The sequence below is a fragment of the Klebsiella sp. A52 genome, from assembly GCF_018388785.1.
GTDB classification, from domain to species: domain Bacteria; phylum Pseudomonadota; class Gammaproteobacteria; order Enterobacterales; family Enterobacteriaceae; genus Klebsiella; species Klebsiella aerogenes.
On record NZ_CP074437.1, the window covers coordinates 4348374 to 4365540 of the forward strand.

Annotated in this window: 19 protein-coding genes; 8 read left to right on the forward strand and 11 right to left on the reverse strand. The window is 55.4% G+C overall.

Translation table 11 applies throughout. The features are described from left to right. Positions 1 to 127 precede the first annotated feature (127 nt). Positions 128 to 370 carry a DUF1883 domain-containing protein gene (locus KGA69_RS20565; RefSeq protein ID WP_015705086.1) on the forward strand — a complete coding sequence of 81 codons (243 nt, stop codon included), beginning with the start codon at positions 128 to 130 and terminating at the stop codon, positions 368 to 370. A 29-nt stretch (positions 371 to 399) separates the two neighbouring features. On the opposite strand, the gene KGA69_RS20570 is transcribed toward KGA69_RS20565, so the two are convergent. Both KGA69_RS20570 and chaB read right to left on the reverse strand, forming a co-directional pair. Beyond that, positions 400 to 1080, reverse strand: coding sequence for a gamma-glutamylcyclotransferase (locus tag KGA69_RS20570; RefSeq protein ID WP_015705085.1), 681 nt, complete (start codon positions 1078 to 1080; stop codon positions 400 to 402). 148 nt (positions 1081 to 1228) lie between these two features. Then, positions 1229 to 1459: a putative cation transport regulator ChaB gene (gene chaB / locus KGA69_RS20575; protein ID WP_015367102.1), complete on the reverse strand. Its 231-nt coding sequence runs from the start codon at positions 1457 to 1459 to the stop codon at positions 1229 to 1231. A gap of 265 nt (positions 1460 to 1724) precedes the next feature. Between chaB and chaA the strand changes: the two genes are divergently transcribed. Then, positions 1725 to 2825, forward strand: a complete 1101-nt coding sequence (gene chaA / locus KGA69_RS20580; protein WP_015367104.1) for a sodium-potassium/proton antiporter ChaA — start codon at positions 1725 to 1727, stop codon at positions 2823 to 2825. A gap of 78 nt (positions 2826 to 2903) precedes the next feature. Here chaA and kdsA read toward each other — a convergent pair whose 3' ends face one another. The 6 genes from kdsA to hemA are packed head-to-tail and all read right to left on the reverse strand — an operon-like array spanning position 2904 to position 8233. Then, positions 2904 to 3758, reverse strand: a complete 855-nt coding sequence (gene kdsA / locus KGA69_RS20585; RefSeq protein WP_015367105.1) for a 3-deoxy-8-phosphooctulonate synthase — start codon at positions 3756 to 3758, stop codon at positions 2904 to 2906. A gap of 39 nt (positions 3759 to 3797) precedes the next feature. Further along, entirely contained in the window at positions 3798 to 4610 is an 813-nt protein-coding gene (sirB1, locus tag KGA69_RS20590) for an invasion regulator SirB1 (RefSeq protein WP_045393803.1), read from the reverse strand. Positions 4611 to 4613: 3 nt separating this feature from the next. Then, complete coding sequence (sirB2, locus tag KGA69_RS20595; protein WP_015367107.1) at positions 4614 to 5006, reverse strand: invasion regulator SirB2; 393 nt, start codon at positions 5004 to 5006, stop codon at positions 4614 to 4616. Next, the gene (gene prmC, locus KGA69_RS20600) at positions 5003 to 5854 is read right to left on the reverse strand and encodes a peptide chain release factor N(5)-glutamine methyltransferase (protein ID WP_047046764.1); all 852 of its coding nucleotides are present in this window, start codon (positions 5852 to 5854) and stop codon (positions 5003 to 5005) included. Before prmC ends, sirB2 begins: the two co-directional genes overlap by 4 nt. Further along, positions 5854 to 6936 carry a peptide chain release factor 1 gene (gene prfA / locus KGA69_RS20605; protein ID WP_015367109.1) on the reverse strand — a complete coding sequence of 361 codons (1083 nt, stop codon included), beginning with the start codon at positions 6934 to 6936 and terminating at the stop codon, positions 5854 to 5856. The genes prmC and prfA overlap by 1 nt, the downstream gene beginning before the upstream one ends. Before the next feature lie 40 nt (positions 6937 to 6976). After that, on the reverse strand, positions 6977 to 8233 hold the full coding sequence (gene hemA, locus KGA69_RS20610) for a glutamyl-tRNA reductase (protein WP_015367110.1): 1257 nt from the start codon (positions 8231 to 8233) through the stop codon (positions 6977 to 6979). 271 nt (positions 8234 to 8504) lie between these two features. On the opposite strand from hemA, the gene lolB reads away from it, so the two are divergent. The 4 genes from lolB (at position 8505) to dauA (ending at position 12915) form a co-directional block, all read left to right on the forward strand. Next, positions 8505 to 9119, forward strand: coding sequence for a lipoprotein insertase outer membrane protein LolB (gene lolB / locus KGA69_RS20615; RefSeq protein ID WP_045393797.1), 615 nt, complete (start codon positions 8505 to 8507; stop codon positions 9117 to 9119). Next, complete coding sequence (gene ispE / locus KGA69_RS20620) at positions 9119 to 9970, forward strand: 4-(cytidine 5'-diphospho)-2-C-methyl-D-erythritol kinase (protein WP_213293150.1); 852 nt, start codon at positions 9119 to 9121, stop codon at positions 9968 to 9970. The genes lolB and ispE overlap by 1 nt, the downstream gene beginning before the upstream one ends. A gap of 181 nt (positions 9971 to 10151) precedes the next feature. Then, complete coding sequence (gene prs / locus KGA69_RS20625; protein WP_015367113.1) at positions 10152 to 11099, forward strand: ribose-phosphate diphosphokinase; 948 nt, start codon at positions 10152 to 10154, stop codon at positions 11097 to 11099. A gap of 124 nt (positions 11100 to 11223) precedes the next feature. Continuing rightward, entirely contained in the window at positions 11224 to 12915 is a 1692-nt protein-coding gene (gene dauA, locus KGA69_RS20630) for a C4-dicarboxylic acid transporter DauA (protein WP_072056761.1), read from the forward strand. A 43-nt stretch (positions 12916 to 12958) separates the two neighbouring features. Here the strand turns inward: dauA and ychH are convergent, their stop codons facing one another. Further along, positions 12959 to 13234, reverse strand: coding sequence for a stress-induced protein YchH (gene ychH, locus KGA69_RS20635; protein ID WP_045393789.1), 276 nt, complete (start codon positions 13232 to 13234; stop codon positions 12959 to 12961). Positions 13235 to 13505: 271 nt separating this feature from the next. Between ychH and pth the strand changes: the two genes are divergently transcribed. Next, positions 13506 to 14090 (forward strand): aminoacyl-tRNA hydrolase, encoded by a 585-nt coding sequence (gene pth, locus KGA69_RS20640; protein WP_047046770.1) that lies wholly within the window; start codon positions 13506 to 13508, stop codon positions 14088 to 14090. Between the two features lie 117 nt (positions 14091 to 14207). Next, complete coding sequence (ychF, locus tag KGA69_RS20645; protein WP_015367117.1) at positions 14208 to 15299, forward strand: redox-regulated ATPase YchF; 1092 nt, start codon at positions 14208 to 14210, stop codon at positions 15297 to 15299. 82 nt (positions 15300 to 15381) lie between these two features. Here the strand turns inward: ychF and KGA69_RS20650 are convergent, their stop codons facing one another. Continuing rightward, entirely contained in the window at positions 15382 to 15945 is a 564-nt protein-coding gene (locus KGA69_RS20650; RefSeq protein WP_045393784.1) for a YagU family protein, read from the reverse strand. 160 nt (positions 15946 to 16105) lie between these two features. Next, positions 16106 to 17131 (reverse strand): LLM class flavin-dependent oxidoreductase, encoded by a 1026-nt coding sequence (locus tag KGA69_RS20655; protein ID WP_045393782.1) that lies wholly within the window; start codon positions 17129 to 17131, stop codon positions 16106 to 16108. Between the last annotated feature and the right edge of the window lie 36 nt (positions 17132 to 17167).

Below are 17167 nucleotides of genomic sequence, written 5' to 3' on the forward strand. Positions count from 1 at the left end.
ATCGTTATTCATTTTGTTGATCGAAATCATCATCCACACGCTCCCCCTTTGGTGTTATGCAACGAGCAAAGTGTGAACAATATCACGCGCGGGTTGATGTATTCAGAGACAGAAACGGGGTATGAAAATGGCAATGGTAAAAGCAAGTTTGACGTTATTCGGCGGTGATACGCTGGTGGTGCGCTGTTCGGAGCGCTGTCATATTCACTTAATGAGCGCCAAGGCCGCCGGCGACAGCCACGCCGATATTTTTAGCGTGCAGGACAGGGACAGCGCTTATCTCACCGTGCCCTACAGCGGCACCTGGAACGTGCTTATCGACAGTCATAGCCAGTCGCTGGAGCACTCCATTAGCTACGTTCCCGCCTGAACCTCAACGCCCGGCTGACCGGGCGTTTTTTATGCAAGCCCGGGTTGGCTCGCCTCGCCGACCAGATGCCGCACCTGGATAATCAGATCGTCAAGACTGGCGTCACGCATGCCGAGCTTGCGTAATTCCTGATCCAACGAAAAGAGATACTGGGCATTGGTGCCGAGCGGCCCGCTGGCGCGGGCAATTAGCGGCGCGATGGTTTGCGCGCTGGTATCGGATTCATACAGCGGATGGCGCGGATCCATGATAAACACCAGCGCATTCACCGTGCGCCCGTCATCAAGCTCAAGACGGCACCAGGTGGGCAAATAGCAGCCGGTGATCATTTCTCGCTTCCACAGTAGCGTCAGCTCTTGCTCCAGCGTCTCATCCGGCAGACGATAGGCTACTCCGGTGGTGCGCCCGCCTTCCTTCAGCGCCAGCATCCTGCCCGGCTGATGCGCGCTACCGCGACCGGCGGTCAGGCGCAGGCAAAACGCGCGATGCCAACCTGGCAGCGTACCGGTACAGGATTCGCTGTATTCCAGCGCCGGGTTCCACATCAGCGAACCATAGCCGAAAATCCACACCGAACCGTTGTCCGGACGACAGGCCAGGGTCGCCGCCAGCGAGGCCGCCCGTTGCTCTGCCGACCACAGCAGCGATTCCTCAATCGCGCCAAACGCCGTCTTACAATCCGCATTCATTAAGAAATCACGAGTTAACACTTTCTACTACCTCCGCCACTGCCTGCTTCCCGGCGATAATCTGTGCCATCCGTGAATATTGCTGAATTATTATCCAGCTTTATTACTCAATAAGCAATTAACGGAGCGTTGACAAGGGGTCTGAAAAAAAATTAGATCGCAAAAGTGATTACTTTTTCTTATGCCATTTGTCGTCATCGCCCTTTTGATAATCATTTTTCACCGCCGCCCAGGCGACTTTATGCGCCGTCTCCTCACGGCTGGCATCATCGCGACGGTCGGCTTTATCTTTATATTGATCCCACGCGCTATTGAAAGCTTCTTTATAAATTTCCTGCGCGTGTTCCGGCAAGACGTGCTGAACGCTATCGGGAAGTTCTTGTTTACTACGGTAAGGCATAATGACCTCCAGAATCAGGGTAAAAGCTAAGTCTGGAACACAATTCCCGGGTTGGCAAATCACAGGAATATTGAGAAATGAATTTTAGTAATCATCTGAAAAATATGTATAAAACATACGTAACAGCCTTTTTTGACAGGCCAACGCATTTCTTATGCAAGAGTGGTAAATTTAAGTAAAAATACAAATTAAACCTATCAATGTCTGTTATTTTATCAACTTACGTTATCTATAATTATAACACCTGCATAAATGGAGATGGTTCATGACACATGCACATGAGGCGGTTAAGACCCGCCACAAGGAGACCTCCCTCGTTTTTCCGGTTTTAGCACTGGTGGTGCTGTTTCTCTGGGGAAGCAGTCAATCACTACCAGTGGTCGTTGCGATTAATATTCTGGCGCTGGTCGGGATTCTGAGTAGCGCATTTAGCGTGGTTCGCCACGCCGACGTCCTTGCTCACCGCCTCGGCGAGCCCTATGGTTCATTAATTTTGAGCCTGTCAGTGGTCATTCTTGAAGTGAGCCTGATTTCCGCATTAATGGCGACCGGCGACGCCGCGCCAACGCTAATGCGCGATACGTTATATTCAATCATTATGATCGTCACCGGCGGTCTGGTCGGTTTCTCATTACTGCTGGGCGGGCGTAAATTCGCCACGCAGTATATGAATTTGTTTGGTATCAAGCAGTACCTGATCGCCCTCTTCCCGCTGGCGATTATCGTGCTGGTATTCCCGATGGCGTTGCCGGGCGCCAACTTCAGCACCGGCCAGGCGCTGCTGGTGGCGCTGATTTCCGCCGCCATGTACGGCGTGTTTCTGCTCATTCAGACCAAAACACACCAGAGTCTGTTCGTGTACGAGCATGAAGATGACAGCGACGATGACGACCCGCATCACGGTAAGCCATCGGCGCACAGCAGCGGCTGGCACACGGCCTGGTTACTGGTACACCTGGTTGCGGTTATCGCCGTTACCAAAATGAACGCTAATCCGCTGGAAACGCTGTTGACCAGTATGAACGCGCCTGTCGCCTTTACCGGCTTCCTGGTGGCGCTGCTGATCCTCTCACCCGAAGGACTCGGCGCCTTGAAAGCGGTGCTGAATAACCAGGTGCAGCGCGCGATGAACCTCTTCTTTGGTTCGGTACTGGCGACGATTTCCCTGACGGTGCCTGTCGTTACACTTATCGCCTTCCTTACCGGCAATGAACTCCGCTTCGGCCTTGGCGCGCCGGAAATGGTGGTGATGGTAGCGTCGCTGGTGCTGTGCCATATTTCGTTCTCAACCGGACGCACCAATGTCCTTAACGGCGCGGCGCATCTGGCACTGTTCGCCGCCTACCTGATGACGATATTTGCCTGACCGGGTAATCAGCAATAAAGCCCAAAAAAAAGCCTGTCGGTGGCGAAACCGGCAGGCTTTTTTACTGCTCAACGAAACTTAGTTGCTGGTATCCAGCTCGTCGAAGCTTTTCACCAGATCGTCGATTGCTTTCATTTGCTTCAGGAACGGTTCCAGTTTAGCCAGCGGCAGCGCGGACGGGCCGTCACATTTCGCGTGATCCGGATCCGGGTGCGCTTCAATGAACAGACCGGCGATACCCACCGCCATCCCGGCGCGGGCCAGTTCCGTCACCTGAGCGCGGCGGCCGCCTGAGGCAGCGCCAAACGGGTCGCGGCACTGCAGGGCGTGGGTTACGTCAAAGATAACCGGCGAGTTGTTGGACGCTTTCTTCATTACGCCGAAGCCGAGCATATCTACGACCAGGTTGTCGTAGCCGAAGTTGGCACCGCGATCGCAGAGGATCACTTTGTCGTTACCGCCTTCAATGAACTTATCGACGATGTTGCCCATCTGACCCGGGCTGACGAATTGCGGTTTCTTAACGTTGATGACAGCGCCGGTTTTGGCCATCGCTTCCACCAGATCAGTCTGACGCGCGAGGAACGCCGGCAGTTGGATCACGTCAACCACGTCGGCCACCGGCTGCGCCTGGCTGGCTTCGTGGACGTCAGTGATGATTTTCACGCCGAAAGTCTGCTTCAGCTCCTGGAAAATCTTCATCCCTTCTTCCAGACCCGGCCCACGATAGGAGTGGATGGAAGAACGGTTGGCTTTATCAAAAGAGGCTTTGAACACATACGGAATGCCCAGCTTTTGCGTGACGGTCACATAATGTTCGCAGATACGCATCGCAAGATCGCGGGACTCCAGCACGTTCATTCCGCCAAACAGCACGAACGGCAGGTCGTTTGCTACGTTGATATCACCAATGCTAACCACTTTTTGTTTCATAAGATCGCCTTATCAGGGTGTAACCGGAATGGTTCCAGACTAATGCAATGTAATTTGTTTATGTGAAATCGTGTTGATCTGCGCGCGGATCATCTCGCTAATCGGATCCTCCGGACACTGCTCAACGAAATAATTAAGATCCAGCAGCGCCACGTGATCGCACTCTAGTTGGGCGTAGATGAGCCCGCGGTCGCGAATTTCATACGGGTCTTCTGGATTAAACTGCAGCAGCGCTTCGCTGGCGCGTAGGGCCAGCTCCATCTGCCGCTCTTCCATCAGCGCCGATTTCAGCGTATCGAGCAGTTTGCGGATCACTTCGGCGTTGTCGGCCTCATCGAGATCTTCATTAAACAGCTCCGCCACCGGGCTAATATTCCCCTTCAGCCACACTTCCAGGGTGTGTTCATCGAGCGTCTCGCCGTTGAATGGGTTAATTAGCCACATCTCTTCGCTGGTATCCGGGTCGGCGCGCAGCAGCATCTGCGTCGGGAAGATAACCGGCACCACCGGCAGATCCAGACGCTGAGCAATCCACAACAGAATCGCTCCCAGCGACACGGCGCTCCCCTGGCGATTCACCAGCACTTTATCCAGCCATAGCGCATCGGACAGGCGGTAGATGCCCTGCGATGCGCCGAAACCCCACTCGTGATAGAACAATTCCAGCAGCCGGTCGAGCTGACGCTCCTGATCCCAGGAGGTGGCAATCTCTTCCTGCGCCAGTGTTAACAACCGCTGCAGCTCATCCTGCACAAAGTGCGTCGGAAAGTCGTCGCGGATCAATTCAGAAATGAGGACCATGCCTTCGCATAATGGCGCTTTGTTAAATTCGAAATCAGCTAATGACCTCATGCCTTACCCCAGTAACGGTATTCTTGTGATGGCGAGTTGAACGATAAAGAACAACACCACCAGCGCCAGCAGAAAGGCGATGAACCGGGTCTGCTGGCGGCGCGGGCGACGTCGGCCCAGCGCGATAAATCCTAATGCGATGTAAATGATAACGCCAAACAGCTTTTCAGTCAGCCATGCGCCATCTTCGGTAAACGGCAGATAGTGCGTTATCGCCATTAATCCCGCGCCGCTGAGGAACAGCAGCGTATCGCTACAATGCGGCGCAATACGCACCCAGCGCTGATTCAGCATCGCGCTGCCGCTGTAGGTCCACCAGTAACGCAGCACGAAAAGCCCGACGGATGTCACCACGCAGGCAATATGTAAATAGAGTACTGCAGTAAATAAATTCATTCGCCGGTTTGCTCCTTGTGCGGCCAACGCCCGAGTGTCAGACGTTCGTTATCGCCATAATCGCGGCAGGTCTCGACATCGCTGTATCCTGCTTCAATAAATAATGCGCGTACCGCCTCACCCTGCTTCCAGCCATGTTCCAGTAGCATAAAACCTCCAGGCAACAGATACTGTCGTCCCTCACGGATAATATGCGCCAAATCGGCCAGCCCCTGATCGGCGGCGACCAATGCCGTTCTCGGTTCAAAGCGAACATCGCCCTCAGCAAGATGCGGATCGGTTTCATCGATATAAGGGGGGTTACTGACAATCATCGCGAACCGCTGCCCTTTGAGCGCGCTAAACCAGTCGCTCTGCAGGATGGTCACGTTGTTGAGAGCGAGATGGGCGGCATTGCGCGCGGCGAGCGCCGCGGCGTCAGGCATAAAATCAACGGCAGTGACCTGACAGTCCGCCCGCTCGCTGGCCAGCGCCAGAGCGATAGCGCCGGTGCCGGTGCCAAGATCCAGGATGCGGCAGGCCGTCTGCGGCAGGCGTACCAGCGCCTGCTCGACCAGGCATTCGGTATCGGGGCGCGGGATAAGCGTCGCCGGCGAGACAAACAGCGGCAGCGACCAGAATTCACGCTGCCCCACCAGATGAGCCACCGGCTCGCCGTTGGCGCGGCGCGCCAGCAATGCTTCCAGTTCCGCCAACTGTTCCGCCGTCAATAGGGTTTCGTCAAAAGCGAGGATCCAGGTTCGCGCTTTGCCGGTGACGTGCCCCAGTAAGATCTCGGCGTCGCGACGCGGGCTGTCGCTCGCGCCGAGCCGGGCTATCGCCTGAGTGAGCCACTGTCGAAAGGTCATCATTCCTGCTCGGAAAGCGCCGCCAGCTGGTCAGCCTGGAATTCCTGCACAATCGGTTCGATCAGCATATCCAGTTTGCCTTCCATGGTTTCATCCAGACGGTAAAGAGTCAGGTTGATACGGTGGTCGGTCACGCGCCCCTGCGGGAAGTTGTAGGTCCGGTTGCGATCGCTGCGATCGCCGCTGCCCAGCAGGTTACGGCGGGTAGACGCTTCCGCCTGCTGACGCTTGGCGACTTCGGCGGCGCGAATACGCGCGCCCAGCACCGACAGCGCCTTGGCTTTGTTTTTATGCTGTGAACGCTCGTCCTGACACTCCACGACAATACCGGTCGGCAAGTGGGTAATACGGATAGCGGAGTCGGTGGTGTTGACGTGCTGGCCGCCCGCGCCCGAGGAGCGGAAGGTATCGATGCGCAGGTCAGCCGGGTTGATATCCGGCATTTCGGCTTCCGGCAGCTCCGGCATCACCGCCACGGTACAGGCGGAGGTGTGGATACGCCCCTGGGATTCGGTCGCCGGAACGCGCTGGACGCGATGGCCGCCGGATTCAAATTTCAGCCGCCCATAGACGCCATCGCCGCTGATTTTGGCAATCACTTCTTTAAATCCGCCATGCTCGCCTTCGTTGGCGCTCATGATTTCTACCCGCCAGCGGCGGGCTTCAGCGTAGCGGGTATACATGCGGAACAAATCGCCGGCGAACAGCGCCGCTTCATCGCCGCCGGTACCGGCGCGAACTTCGACAAAGGCGTTACGTTCATCGTCAGGATCTTTCGGCAATAGCAGAACCTGCAGCTGCTGCTCCAGCGCTTCGCTTTTTTCTTTGGCATCGCGCAGCTCTTCCTGCGCCATTTCGCGCATTTCCGGATCGTCGAGCATCATCTGCGCGGTTTCGATATCGTCCTGCACCTGGCGCCAGTCGGTATAGCAGCGGGCGACATCGCCAAGCTGCGCATATTCGCGCGACAGCGCGCGGAAACGGTCCTGGTCGGCAATGGTGGCGGCGTCGCCAAGCAGCGCCTGAACTTCTTCATGGCGTTCGTACAGAGCTTCCAGTTTAGCAACAATAGAAGGCTTCATAGGCGTGAATTCACCCTGTCTTTAAATAGAGAAATGTGCGCTATTCCAGCCCGAGGCTGTTGCGCAGAATATGCAGGCGTTCATCATCCCCGTCACGGGCAGCCTGCTGAAGAGATTTGGTTGGAGCGTGGATCAGGCGATTGGTCAGCTTACGGGCCAGATCTTGCATGATTTCCTGCGCATCGCCGCCCTGCTCCAGCGCAGCAAGCGCTTTCGCCGTCAGCTCCTCGCGAACCTGCTCAGATTGGGAACGATATTCGCGGATAGTCTCGCTGGCGCTTTGGGCGCGCAGCCAGGCCATAAATTCGCTGGTTTCCTGCTCGACGATCGATTCCGCCTGCACCGCCGCGGCCTTACGCTGCGCCAGATTGTGCTGAATGATATTTTGCAGGTCATCAACGCTGTACAGATAGGCGTTGGCCAGCTTGCCGACTTCCGGCTCGACGTCGCGGGGCACCGCGATATCCACCAGCAGCATCGGCTGATTGCGGCGCGCCTTCAGCGCGCGCTCGACCATCCCTTTGCCGATAATCGGCAGCGGGCTGGCGGTAGAACTGATAATAATATCGGCGTCTTTTAAGCGCTCGTCGATATCGCTGAGGGCGATAACTTCCGCGCCGACTTCATCCGCCAGCGCCTGGGCGCGTTCACGGGTGCGGTTGGCAATCACCATTTTGCGAACGTTATGTTCGCGAAGATGGCGGGCGACCAGTTCGATAGTTTCCCCCGCGCCAACCAGTAACACCGTGACGCTGGAGAGCGATTCAAAAATTTGTCGCGCCAGCGTACAGGCGGCGAAGGCAACGGAAACGGCGCTGGCGCCGATATCGGTTTCGGTACGCACACGCTTAGCCACCGAGAACGATTTCTGGAACATGCGCTCCAGTTCGCTGACGTTCAGATGACCGCGGCTGGAATCAGCAAACGCTTTTTTCACCTGCCCGAGGATTTGCGGCTCGCCAAGCACTAGCGAATCCAGGCCACTGGCGACGCGCATCAGATGGCTGACGGCGTCGTTATCCTGATGCCAATAAAGACTTTTACGTAGGTCTTCTTCATTCAGACCGTGGAAGTCGCATAGCCAGCGAATCAGCGCTTCCTGCAGGTTGTCCTGCTCTTCAACGCTGAGATACAGCTCCGTGCGATTACAGGTTGATAGCACCACCCCGCCCTGCACCATCGGCTGAGCCAGCAAGCTCTCCAGCGCCTTGTCGAGCGTATCCGGCGAAAACGTTACGCGTTCTCGCAGCGCTACCGGAGCTGTTTTGTGGTTGATGCCAAGAGCTAAAAGGGTCATGGTGAGGGAATAGTACCAGCGTTGCTAAGGTTAGTCTGAGCGCATCATACAGGATGCGCGTACTCAATAAAAGAGACGCCCCCCTTTTGGAGTAATAGTCAGGGCTTAAAAGCCACTAACGGTAATTTTTTGATTTCAGACAACTTGAACGTAGACGCTATCGGCCAGCGACGCTAGCATTAAGGGTTATTATTGCAACCCGCTACACAAATCGGTGTGCGAACCATCAGTCGCCGCATTTCACTGTAGACATCAAGGATTTGTCATCATTATGAATCGACTGTTCCGCCTGCTGCCGTTGGCAAGCCTCGTTCTGACCGCCTGTGCAATCAATACTCCGCCGCAAGGGCCAGGTAAAAGCCCGGACTCCCCGCAGTGGCGCCAGCACCAGCAGGATGTCCGCAACCTTAACCAGTTCCAGACCCGCGGGGCGTTCGCCTATCTGTCCGATGAGCAGAAAGTGTATGCCCGTTTCTTCTGGCAACAAACCGGCCAGGACCGCTACCGCCTGCTGCTGACCAACCCGCTTGGCAGCACCGAACTGTCTTTGACCGCGCAGCCGGGCGGCGTCCAGTTGATCGATAACAAAGGCCAGACCTATAACGCTACCGATGCCGAAGAGATGATTGGCCGCCTGACCGGCATGCCGATCCCGCTTAACAGCCTGCGTCAGTGGATTATCGGCCTGCCGGGCGACGCCACCGACTATGCGCTGGATGACCAGTACCGCCTGCGCGAACTCAACTACACGCAGAACGGCAAAACCTGGCACGTGACCTACAGCGGCTATACCAGCGACACCAAACCCACCCTGCCGTCTAATATGGAACTCAACAACGGCAGCCAGCGCATCAAGCTGAAAATGGATAACTGGATTGTGAAATGATGAGTCGCTGGCCCGCTCCTGCAAAATTGAATCTGTTTTTGTATATCACCGGTCAACGCGCCGATGGATATCACACTCTGCAGACGCTGTTTCAGTTTCTCGACTATGGCGACACGCTGACCATTGAACCCCGCCGCGACGGGAAACTGCGGCTGTTAACGCCGGTCGCCGGCGTCCCGGATGAAGAGAACCTGATTATTCGCGCCGCCAGGCTACTGATGGCAGCTGCGGAGTCTCACGGTCAACTTCCCGCTGGCAGCGGCGCGGATATCAGCATCGACAAACGCCTGCCGATGGGCGGCGGCTTAGGCGGCGGCTCTTCTAACGCCGCGACGGTGCTGGTAGCCCTCAATCATCTGTGGGGCTGCGGGCTTAGCGAAGACCAACTGGCGACGTTTGGGCTACAGCTCGGCGCCGATGTCCCGGTTTTCGTTCGCGGTCACGCGGCGTTTGCCGAAGGCGTCGGCGAAATCCTGACGCCGGTCGATCCGCCGGAAAAATGGTATCTGGTCGCCCACCCGGGCGTGAGTATCCCGACGCCGATCATTTTTCGCGATCCGGAGTTACCACGAAATACCCCGAGCAGGTCAATTAATACCTTACTAAACTGTGAATTCAGCAACGATTGCGAGGTTATCGCAAGAAAACGTTTTCGTGAGGTTGATGCAACGCTTTCCTGGCTGTTAGAATACGCGCCGTCGCGCCTGACTGGCACAGGAGCCTGTGTCTTTGCTGAATTTGACACCGAATCCGCCGCTCGTCAGGTGCTGGAAAAAGCCCCGGAATGGCTGCAAGGCTTTGTTGCGCGAGGAATTAATGTCTCGCCGCTGAAGCAAGCCCTACTGAAGTAATTCTGCTTTTTGCATGAATAACGGCAAGTTTGCCGGGCAAACAGAGTATCGGTGACAACGTCACCCTGTTCCAGACGTTGCATCGTGCTCTTTAATACACCGCCTGGATGAGATGGCGCCGGCCCGCACAGTTTAATGGCCCGTTTCATCCACCACTGGACGCATGCCTGAGGTTCTTCTCGTGCCTGATATGAAGCTTTTTGCTGGTAACGCCACCCCGGAACTAGCACAACGTATTGCCAACCGCCTGTACACTTCTCTTGGCGACGCCGCTGTAGGTCGTTTTAGCGACGGCGAAGTCAGCGTACAAATCAACGAAAACGTACGCGGTGGTGATATTTTCATCATCCAGTCCACTTGTGCTCCCACCAATGACAACCTGATGGAATTGGTTGTTATGGTTGATGCCCTGCGTCGCGCTTCTGCAGGCCGTATCACCGCTGTTATCCCTTACTTCGGCTATGCCCGCCAGGACCGTCGTGTACGTTCCGCTCGTGTGCCAATCACCGCTAAAGTCGTCGCTGACTTCCTGTCCAGTGTCGGCGTTGACCGCGTACTGACCGTTGACCTGCACGCTGAACAGATTCAGGGCTTCTTTGATGTGCCTGTTGATAACGTATTCGGTAGCCCAATTCTGCTCGAAGATATGCTGCAGCTGAATCTGGACAACCCGATCGTGGTTTCTCCGGACATCGGCGGCGTGGTTCGCGCTCGCGCTATCGCGAAGCTGCTGAACGACACCGACATGGCGATCATCGATAAACGCCGCCCGCGCGCTAACGTCTCTCAGGTGATGCATATCATCGGCGACGTCGCTGGCCGTGACTGCGTGATGGTTGATGACATGATCGATACCGGCGGCACCCTGTGTAAAGCAGCGGAAGCGCTGAAAGAGCGCGGTGCGAAACGTGTCTTCGCCTACGCGACTCACCCGATCTTCTCCGGCAATGCTATCCAGAACATTAAAAACTCTGTGATTGATGAATTCGTCGTCTGCGATACCATTCCGCTGACGCCGGAAATCAAAGCGCTGGACAAAGTCCGTACCCTGACCCTGTCTGGTATGCTGGCCGAAGCGATTCGTCGTATCAGCAACGAAGAATCCATTTCTGCTATGTTCGAGCACTAATCGAGCCCAGCCGAAAAACCCGCTGCGGCGGGTTTTTTTGTCTCTGGTTCATATTTGTATGACTAATGCCTCCTTCACCTGCCATTCAGTTGACAGATGATGCGCTCATGGATGAAACATTATTGTGAATAGATTATTTTCCTCACATGTGATGCCTTTCCGCGCCCTCATCGACGCTTGCTGGAAAGAAAAATATACCGCATCGCGCTTTACCCGCGATCTGATTGCCGGGATAACCGTCGGGATTATCGCAATCCCACTGGCGATGGCGTTAGCAATTGGCAGCGGCGTCGCGCCGCAATATGGGCTATACACCTCGGCGGTGGCGGGAATAGTCATTGCCCTGACCGGCGGTTCACGCTTTAGCGTTTCCGGCCCAACCGCGGCCTTCGTGGTGATCCTCTATCCAGTGTCACAGCAGTTTGGCCTGGCCGGCCTGCTGGTGGCGACGCTAATGTCGGGTATCTTCTTAATCCTTTTCGGCCTCGCCCGCTTTGGCCGCCTGATTGAATATATCCCGCTTTCAGTCACCCTTGGCTTTACTTCCGGTATCGGCATCACCATCGGTACCATGCAAATTAAAGATTTCCTTGGTCTGCAGATGGCGCACGTCCCGGAGCACTATCTGCAGAAAGTCGGCGCGCTGGTGATGGCGCTGCCGACAATTAACGTTGGCGATGCCGCCATCGGTATCGTGACGCTGGGTATCCTGATTTTCTGGCCGCGCCTGGGGATCCGCCTGCCGGGGCATCTGCCGGCGCTGCTGGCGGGCTGTGCGGTGATGGGCATCGTTAATTTACTCGGCGGGCATGTAGCGACCATCGGCTCGCAGTTCCACTATGTACTCGCCGACGGCAGCCAGGGCAACGGTATCCCGCAGCTGCTGCCGCAACTGGTGCTGCCGTGGGATATGCCGGGCTCGGAGTTTACCCTGAGCTGGTCGTCGCTGCGCGCGCTGCTGCCTGCCGCCTTCTCTATGGCGATGCTTGGCGCCATTGAATCACTGCTCTGCGCAGTGGTGCTCGACGGTATGACCGGCACCAAACACAAAGCTAACAGCGAGCTGGTAGGCCAGGGCCTTGGCAATATCGTCGCGCCGTTCTTTGGCGGGATAACCGCCACCGCGGCGATTGCCCGCTCCGCGGCTAACGTGCGCGCCGGCGCGACCTCGCCGATTTCCGCGGTGATCCATGCCCTGCTGGTGATCCTCGCGCTGTTAATCCTCGCCCCGCTGCTCTCATGGCTGCCGCTGTCGGCGATGGCCGCCCTGCTGCTGATGGTCGCGTGGAACATGAGCGAAGCGCATAAGGTGATTAACCTGCTACGCCACGGGCCCAAAGACGACATCGTCGTGCTGTTGATGTGCATGTCGTTGACCGTACTGTTCGATATGGTCATCGCCATTAGCGTCGGCATCGTGCTGGCTTCGCTGCTGTTTATGCGCCGCATCGCTCGCATGACGCGCCTTGCGCCGGTGAACGTTGAAGTACCGGGTGATGTTCTGGTGCTGCGAGTTATCGGCCCGCTGTTTTTCGCCGCGGCGGAAGGACTATTTACCGATTTGGAAAGCCGGATTGAAGGCAAACGCGTAGTGGTGCTGAAGTGGGATGCGGTACCGGTGCTGGATGCCGGTGGTCTTGACGCGTTCCTGCGCTTCGTGAAACGCCTGCCGGAAGGCTGCGAGCTGCGGGTATCGAATCTCGAATTCCAGCCGCTGCGTACCCTGGCGCGCGCAGGCGTCCAGCCGATTCCAGGACGACTAAGCTTCTATCCGGACCGCAATGCGGCGCTGGCGGATATAGAATTAGGGCAATAAATGAGAGGCTCGCCGGAAGGGCTATCCGGCGAGCTGAATTCCGTTAGCTGTGACGGTGCGGATCGCGACGGCAGCGTTTATCGTAATGGCGAACCCACCAATAGCGGTCGGTGACTCTTTCATGACCGCCTACGCGAGCGCCCGCCAGCCACAAAACGGCGCCGACGAAGATACTCAACACCGCGCCATGAGCAAAAAATTGCGGCAGGTTAAGCTGTGGAAGCTGGTTTAAAATAGAGTAACCAACGCCGACCACCATCACAACCAACCCTAAACCCATCAGTATGTTACCGAGTAACGAAGCGTTTCTGCGTTTCATATGTCACCTCCGGACCTTGGGCTGCATGGGAATATCCCCAAAATTTATAGGTTAAGTATAGACAATGGGGATAAGCCTGATTGCGTGAGTGATCACATTCGGGAACATCTGATCAACAAAAGTTTACAAATAAGCCACTGAACAACATCAAATTCTAATGGTTCAAAGAAGAAATTATCAACAATGATACCGTTTCGTCGGCAGAATTTTGTCAAGCGCCGACGCAGGCAGTACACTACGCGGCAAAGAACGACCCATGCAGGAATAAAAAGTGACGATAAAACTGATTGTCGGCCTGGCTAACCCCGGCGCGGAATACGCGGCAACGCGCCATAACGCTGGCGCCTGGTACGTAGATTTACTGGCGGAGCGCCACCGCGCGCCGCTGCGCGAAGAGAGCAAATTCTTCGGCTATACTTCGCGCCTCAACCTGGCGGGGGAAGACGTGCGCCTGCTGGTGCCGACCACCTTTATGAATCTTAGCGGTAAAGCGGTGGCCGCGATGGCTACCTTTTACCGTATTAATCCGGATGAAATTCTGGTCGCTCACGACGAGCTCGATTTACCACCCGGCGTCGCTAAATTTAAACTCGGCGGCGGACACGGCGGCCATAATGGCCTGAAGGACATTATCAGTAAGCTGGGCAATAACCCGAACTTTCACCGCTTACGCGTCGGAATCGGTCATCCGGGCGACAAAAACAAAGTTGTCGGTTTTGTGCTGGGTAAACCGCCGGTCAGCGAACAGAAGCTAATTGACGAAGCGGTTGATGAAGCGGCGCGCTGTACCGAGGTGTGGCTGAAAGACGGTTTAACCAAAGCGACTAACCGTTTACACGCCTTTAAAGCGCAATAAACGGTCGACGTGCGGAATTTTTGCCGCACACCGTGTATAATAGGCAAAGCTATTTACTTTTCTACAGTCTGTTATTCATAACTGACTGATTATCCAAAGATTAAGGTGATTTAAATCATGGGATTCAAATGCGGTATCGTCGGTTTGCCCAACGTCGGCAAATCCACCCTGTTCAATGCGCTCACCAAAGCAGGTATTGAAGCGGCCAACTTCCCGTTCTGTACCATTGAGCCGAACACCGGTGTCGTACCGATGCCCGATCCGCGTCTGGACAAACTGGCTGAGATCGTCAAGCCGCAGCGTATCCTGCCGACGACCATGGAATTCGTAGATATCGCCGGTCTGGTTAAAGGCGCGTCCAAAGGCGAAGGTCTGGGCAACCAGTTCCTGACCAATATCCGTGAAACCGAAGCCATCGGCCACGTAGTGCGTTGCTTTGAAAACGACAACATTATCCACGTCGCGGGTAAAGTCGATCCGGCGGAAGATATTGACGTAATTAACACCGAGCTGGCGCTGTCTGACCTCGATACCTGCGAACGCGCTATCCACCGCGTGTCCAAGAAAGCCAAAGGCGGCGATAAAGACGCTAAGATTGAGCTGGCCGCGCTGGAAAAATGCCTGCCGCAGTTGGAAAAAGCGGGCATGCTGCGCGCGCTGGATCTGAGCAAAGAAGAGAAAGACGCCATCCGCTATCTGAGCTTCCTGACCCTGAAGCCAACCATGTATATCGCCAACGTTAACGAAGACGGTTTTGAAAATAACCCGTATCTCGACCAGGTTCGCGCTATCGCTGAGCAAGAAGGTTCCGTAGTGGTTCCGGTTTGCGCTGCCGTTGAATCCGACATTGCCGAACTGGACGACGAAGAGCGCGACGAGTTTATGGCCGAGCTGGGCCTGGAAGAGCCGGGCCTGAACCGCGTGATCCGCGCAGGCTACGCTCTGCTGAACCTGCAGACCTACTTCACCGCTGGCGTGAAAGAAGTTCGCGCATGGACTATTCCGGTTGGCGCGACCGCGCCGCAGGCCGCCGGTAAAATCCACACCGACTTCGAAAAAGGCTTTATCCGCGCCCAGACCATCGCCTATGAAGACTTCATTGCTTACAAAGGTGAACAAGGCGCGAAAGAAGCCGGTAAAATGCGTGCGGAAGGCAAAGACTACATCGTTAAAGATGGCGACGTGATGAACTTCTTGTTCAACGTCTAAATCCCTGCCGATAAAATCCGCGCCCCGGCGCGGATTTTTCATTTTAAAGCCTCGCGAGTTTTATCACTCGCGAGGCTTTAAATTATCTGAACGGCGCATCTAAAGGAATTTCTGCGTCAGGCTCGTGGGTAATTCGGTTACGCAGATCGCGACGAATCATTTCAATTGCCCAGAACCAAAAAATATGGCCAAGCAGTTCAGAAATATATTCATCAGCCGGAATATTGAATAACGACGGCGTAAGTCCTAATAGCGGAAATGAAATCCAGTGTACCGCAATGGTGGCGACAATCCCGGCCCATACTCCCTGCCATAATTTAACTTTTGGGAATATCTCCGCCACCACGCAATAGCCAATCGCGAACACCAGCGAAAAGATGATATGCGTGACCATTACCGGGTTGATGATATGCTCAGAGAAGGTGTACACGGTATGTGTAGGGTCAATGCCAAGATAGTCGCGTAAAAAGAGATAAGGAGGATTAAATTCATCACGCCCACCGGAAAATGTTCGCGGCGGCAGAGGTACTTCCGCCCCCCACTTAACGAATGCCGACATAATTCCGGCAATAACCCCAACCAATAAGGCGACGCCATAGCGACGCCGACCAGGTGCAGTCTGTACAAAAAAATCCTTAATTGCCATAAATCCCTCGCCATGAATAATATTGTTACAGCATTGCAATATTCTTTAAGTCTGCGCGGGTATGGCTTGATCAAGATCACACTTTTTGTTCAAAAGATAAACAAAGCTAATACTTTTATATCATCGCGGAGCATCAATTAATGCCCCGCGAGGCATTCTTTTAATCACGCCATCCCATTGCTGGCGCAACGTGCTTCAGAATAGACTCAATCACATGAACGTTATAATCCACGCCCAGCTGATTCGGTACGGTCAGCAATAAGGTATCGGCTTCCGCGATCGCTTCATCCTGTTTCAGTTGCTCGACGAGCTTATCGGGTTCAGCGGCATAGCTGCGGCCGAAAATGGCGCGGGTTTTCTCATCAAGAAAACCAATACTGTCGCTGTTATCCCGGCTGGAGCCGAAATACATCCGGTCGCGATCGTCCATCAGGGCAAAGATACTTCGACTGACCGATACCCGCGGCGTACGCGTGTGCCCCGCTTCCGTCCAGGCCTGACGATAGGCGCGGATCTGTTTCGCCTGTTGGATATGGAATGGTTCGCCCGTCTCATCATCTTTCAGCGTCGAGCTTTGCAAGTTCATGCCGAGCTTCGCCGCCCACATCGCCGTAGCATTAGAGCCCGCGCCCCACCAGATACGTTCGCGTAATCCGGCGGAGTACGGCTCAAGACGCAGCAATCCCGGCGGGTTGGGAAACATGGGTTGCGGGTTGGGTTTCGCGAAACCTTCGCCGCGCAGCACATCCAACAGCACCTCAGTGTGCCGCCGCGCCATGTCAGCGTCGGACTCGCCATCCTGTGGTTGAAAACCAAAATGACGCCAGCCATCAATCACCTGTTCCGGCGAACCGCGGCTGATGCCAAGCTGCAAACGCCCTCCCGAGATCAAATCCGCAGCGCCAGCATCCTCCGCCATATATAGCGGGTTTTCATAGCGCATATCGATAACGCCGGTGCCAATCTCAATCTTTTTAGTTTTCGCGCCGATAGCGGCCAGCAGCGGGAACGGTGAACTGAGCTGACGGGCAAAATGGTGAACCCGAAAATAGGCGCCGTCCGCGCCTAACTCTTCGGCGGCAACGGCCAGATCGATGGATTGTAAGAGCGTGTCGGCAGCGGAACGGGTCGCCGACTGCGGCGATGGCGTCCAGTGGCCAAATGACAAAAATCCGATCTTTTTCATGAGGATAGCCCCTGATTTGGCATAACATTCAGCAGA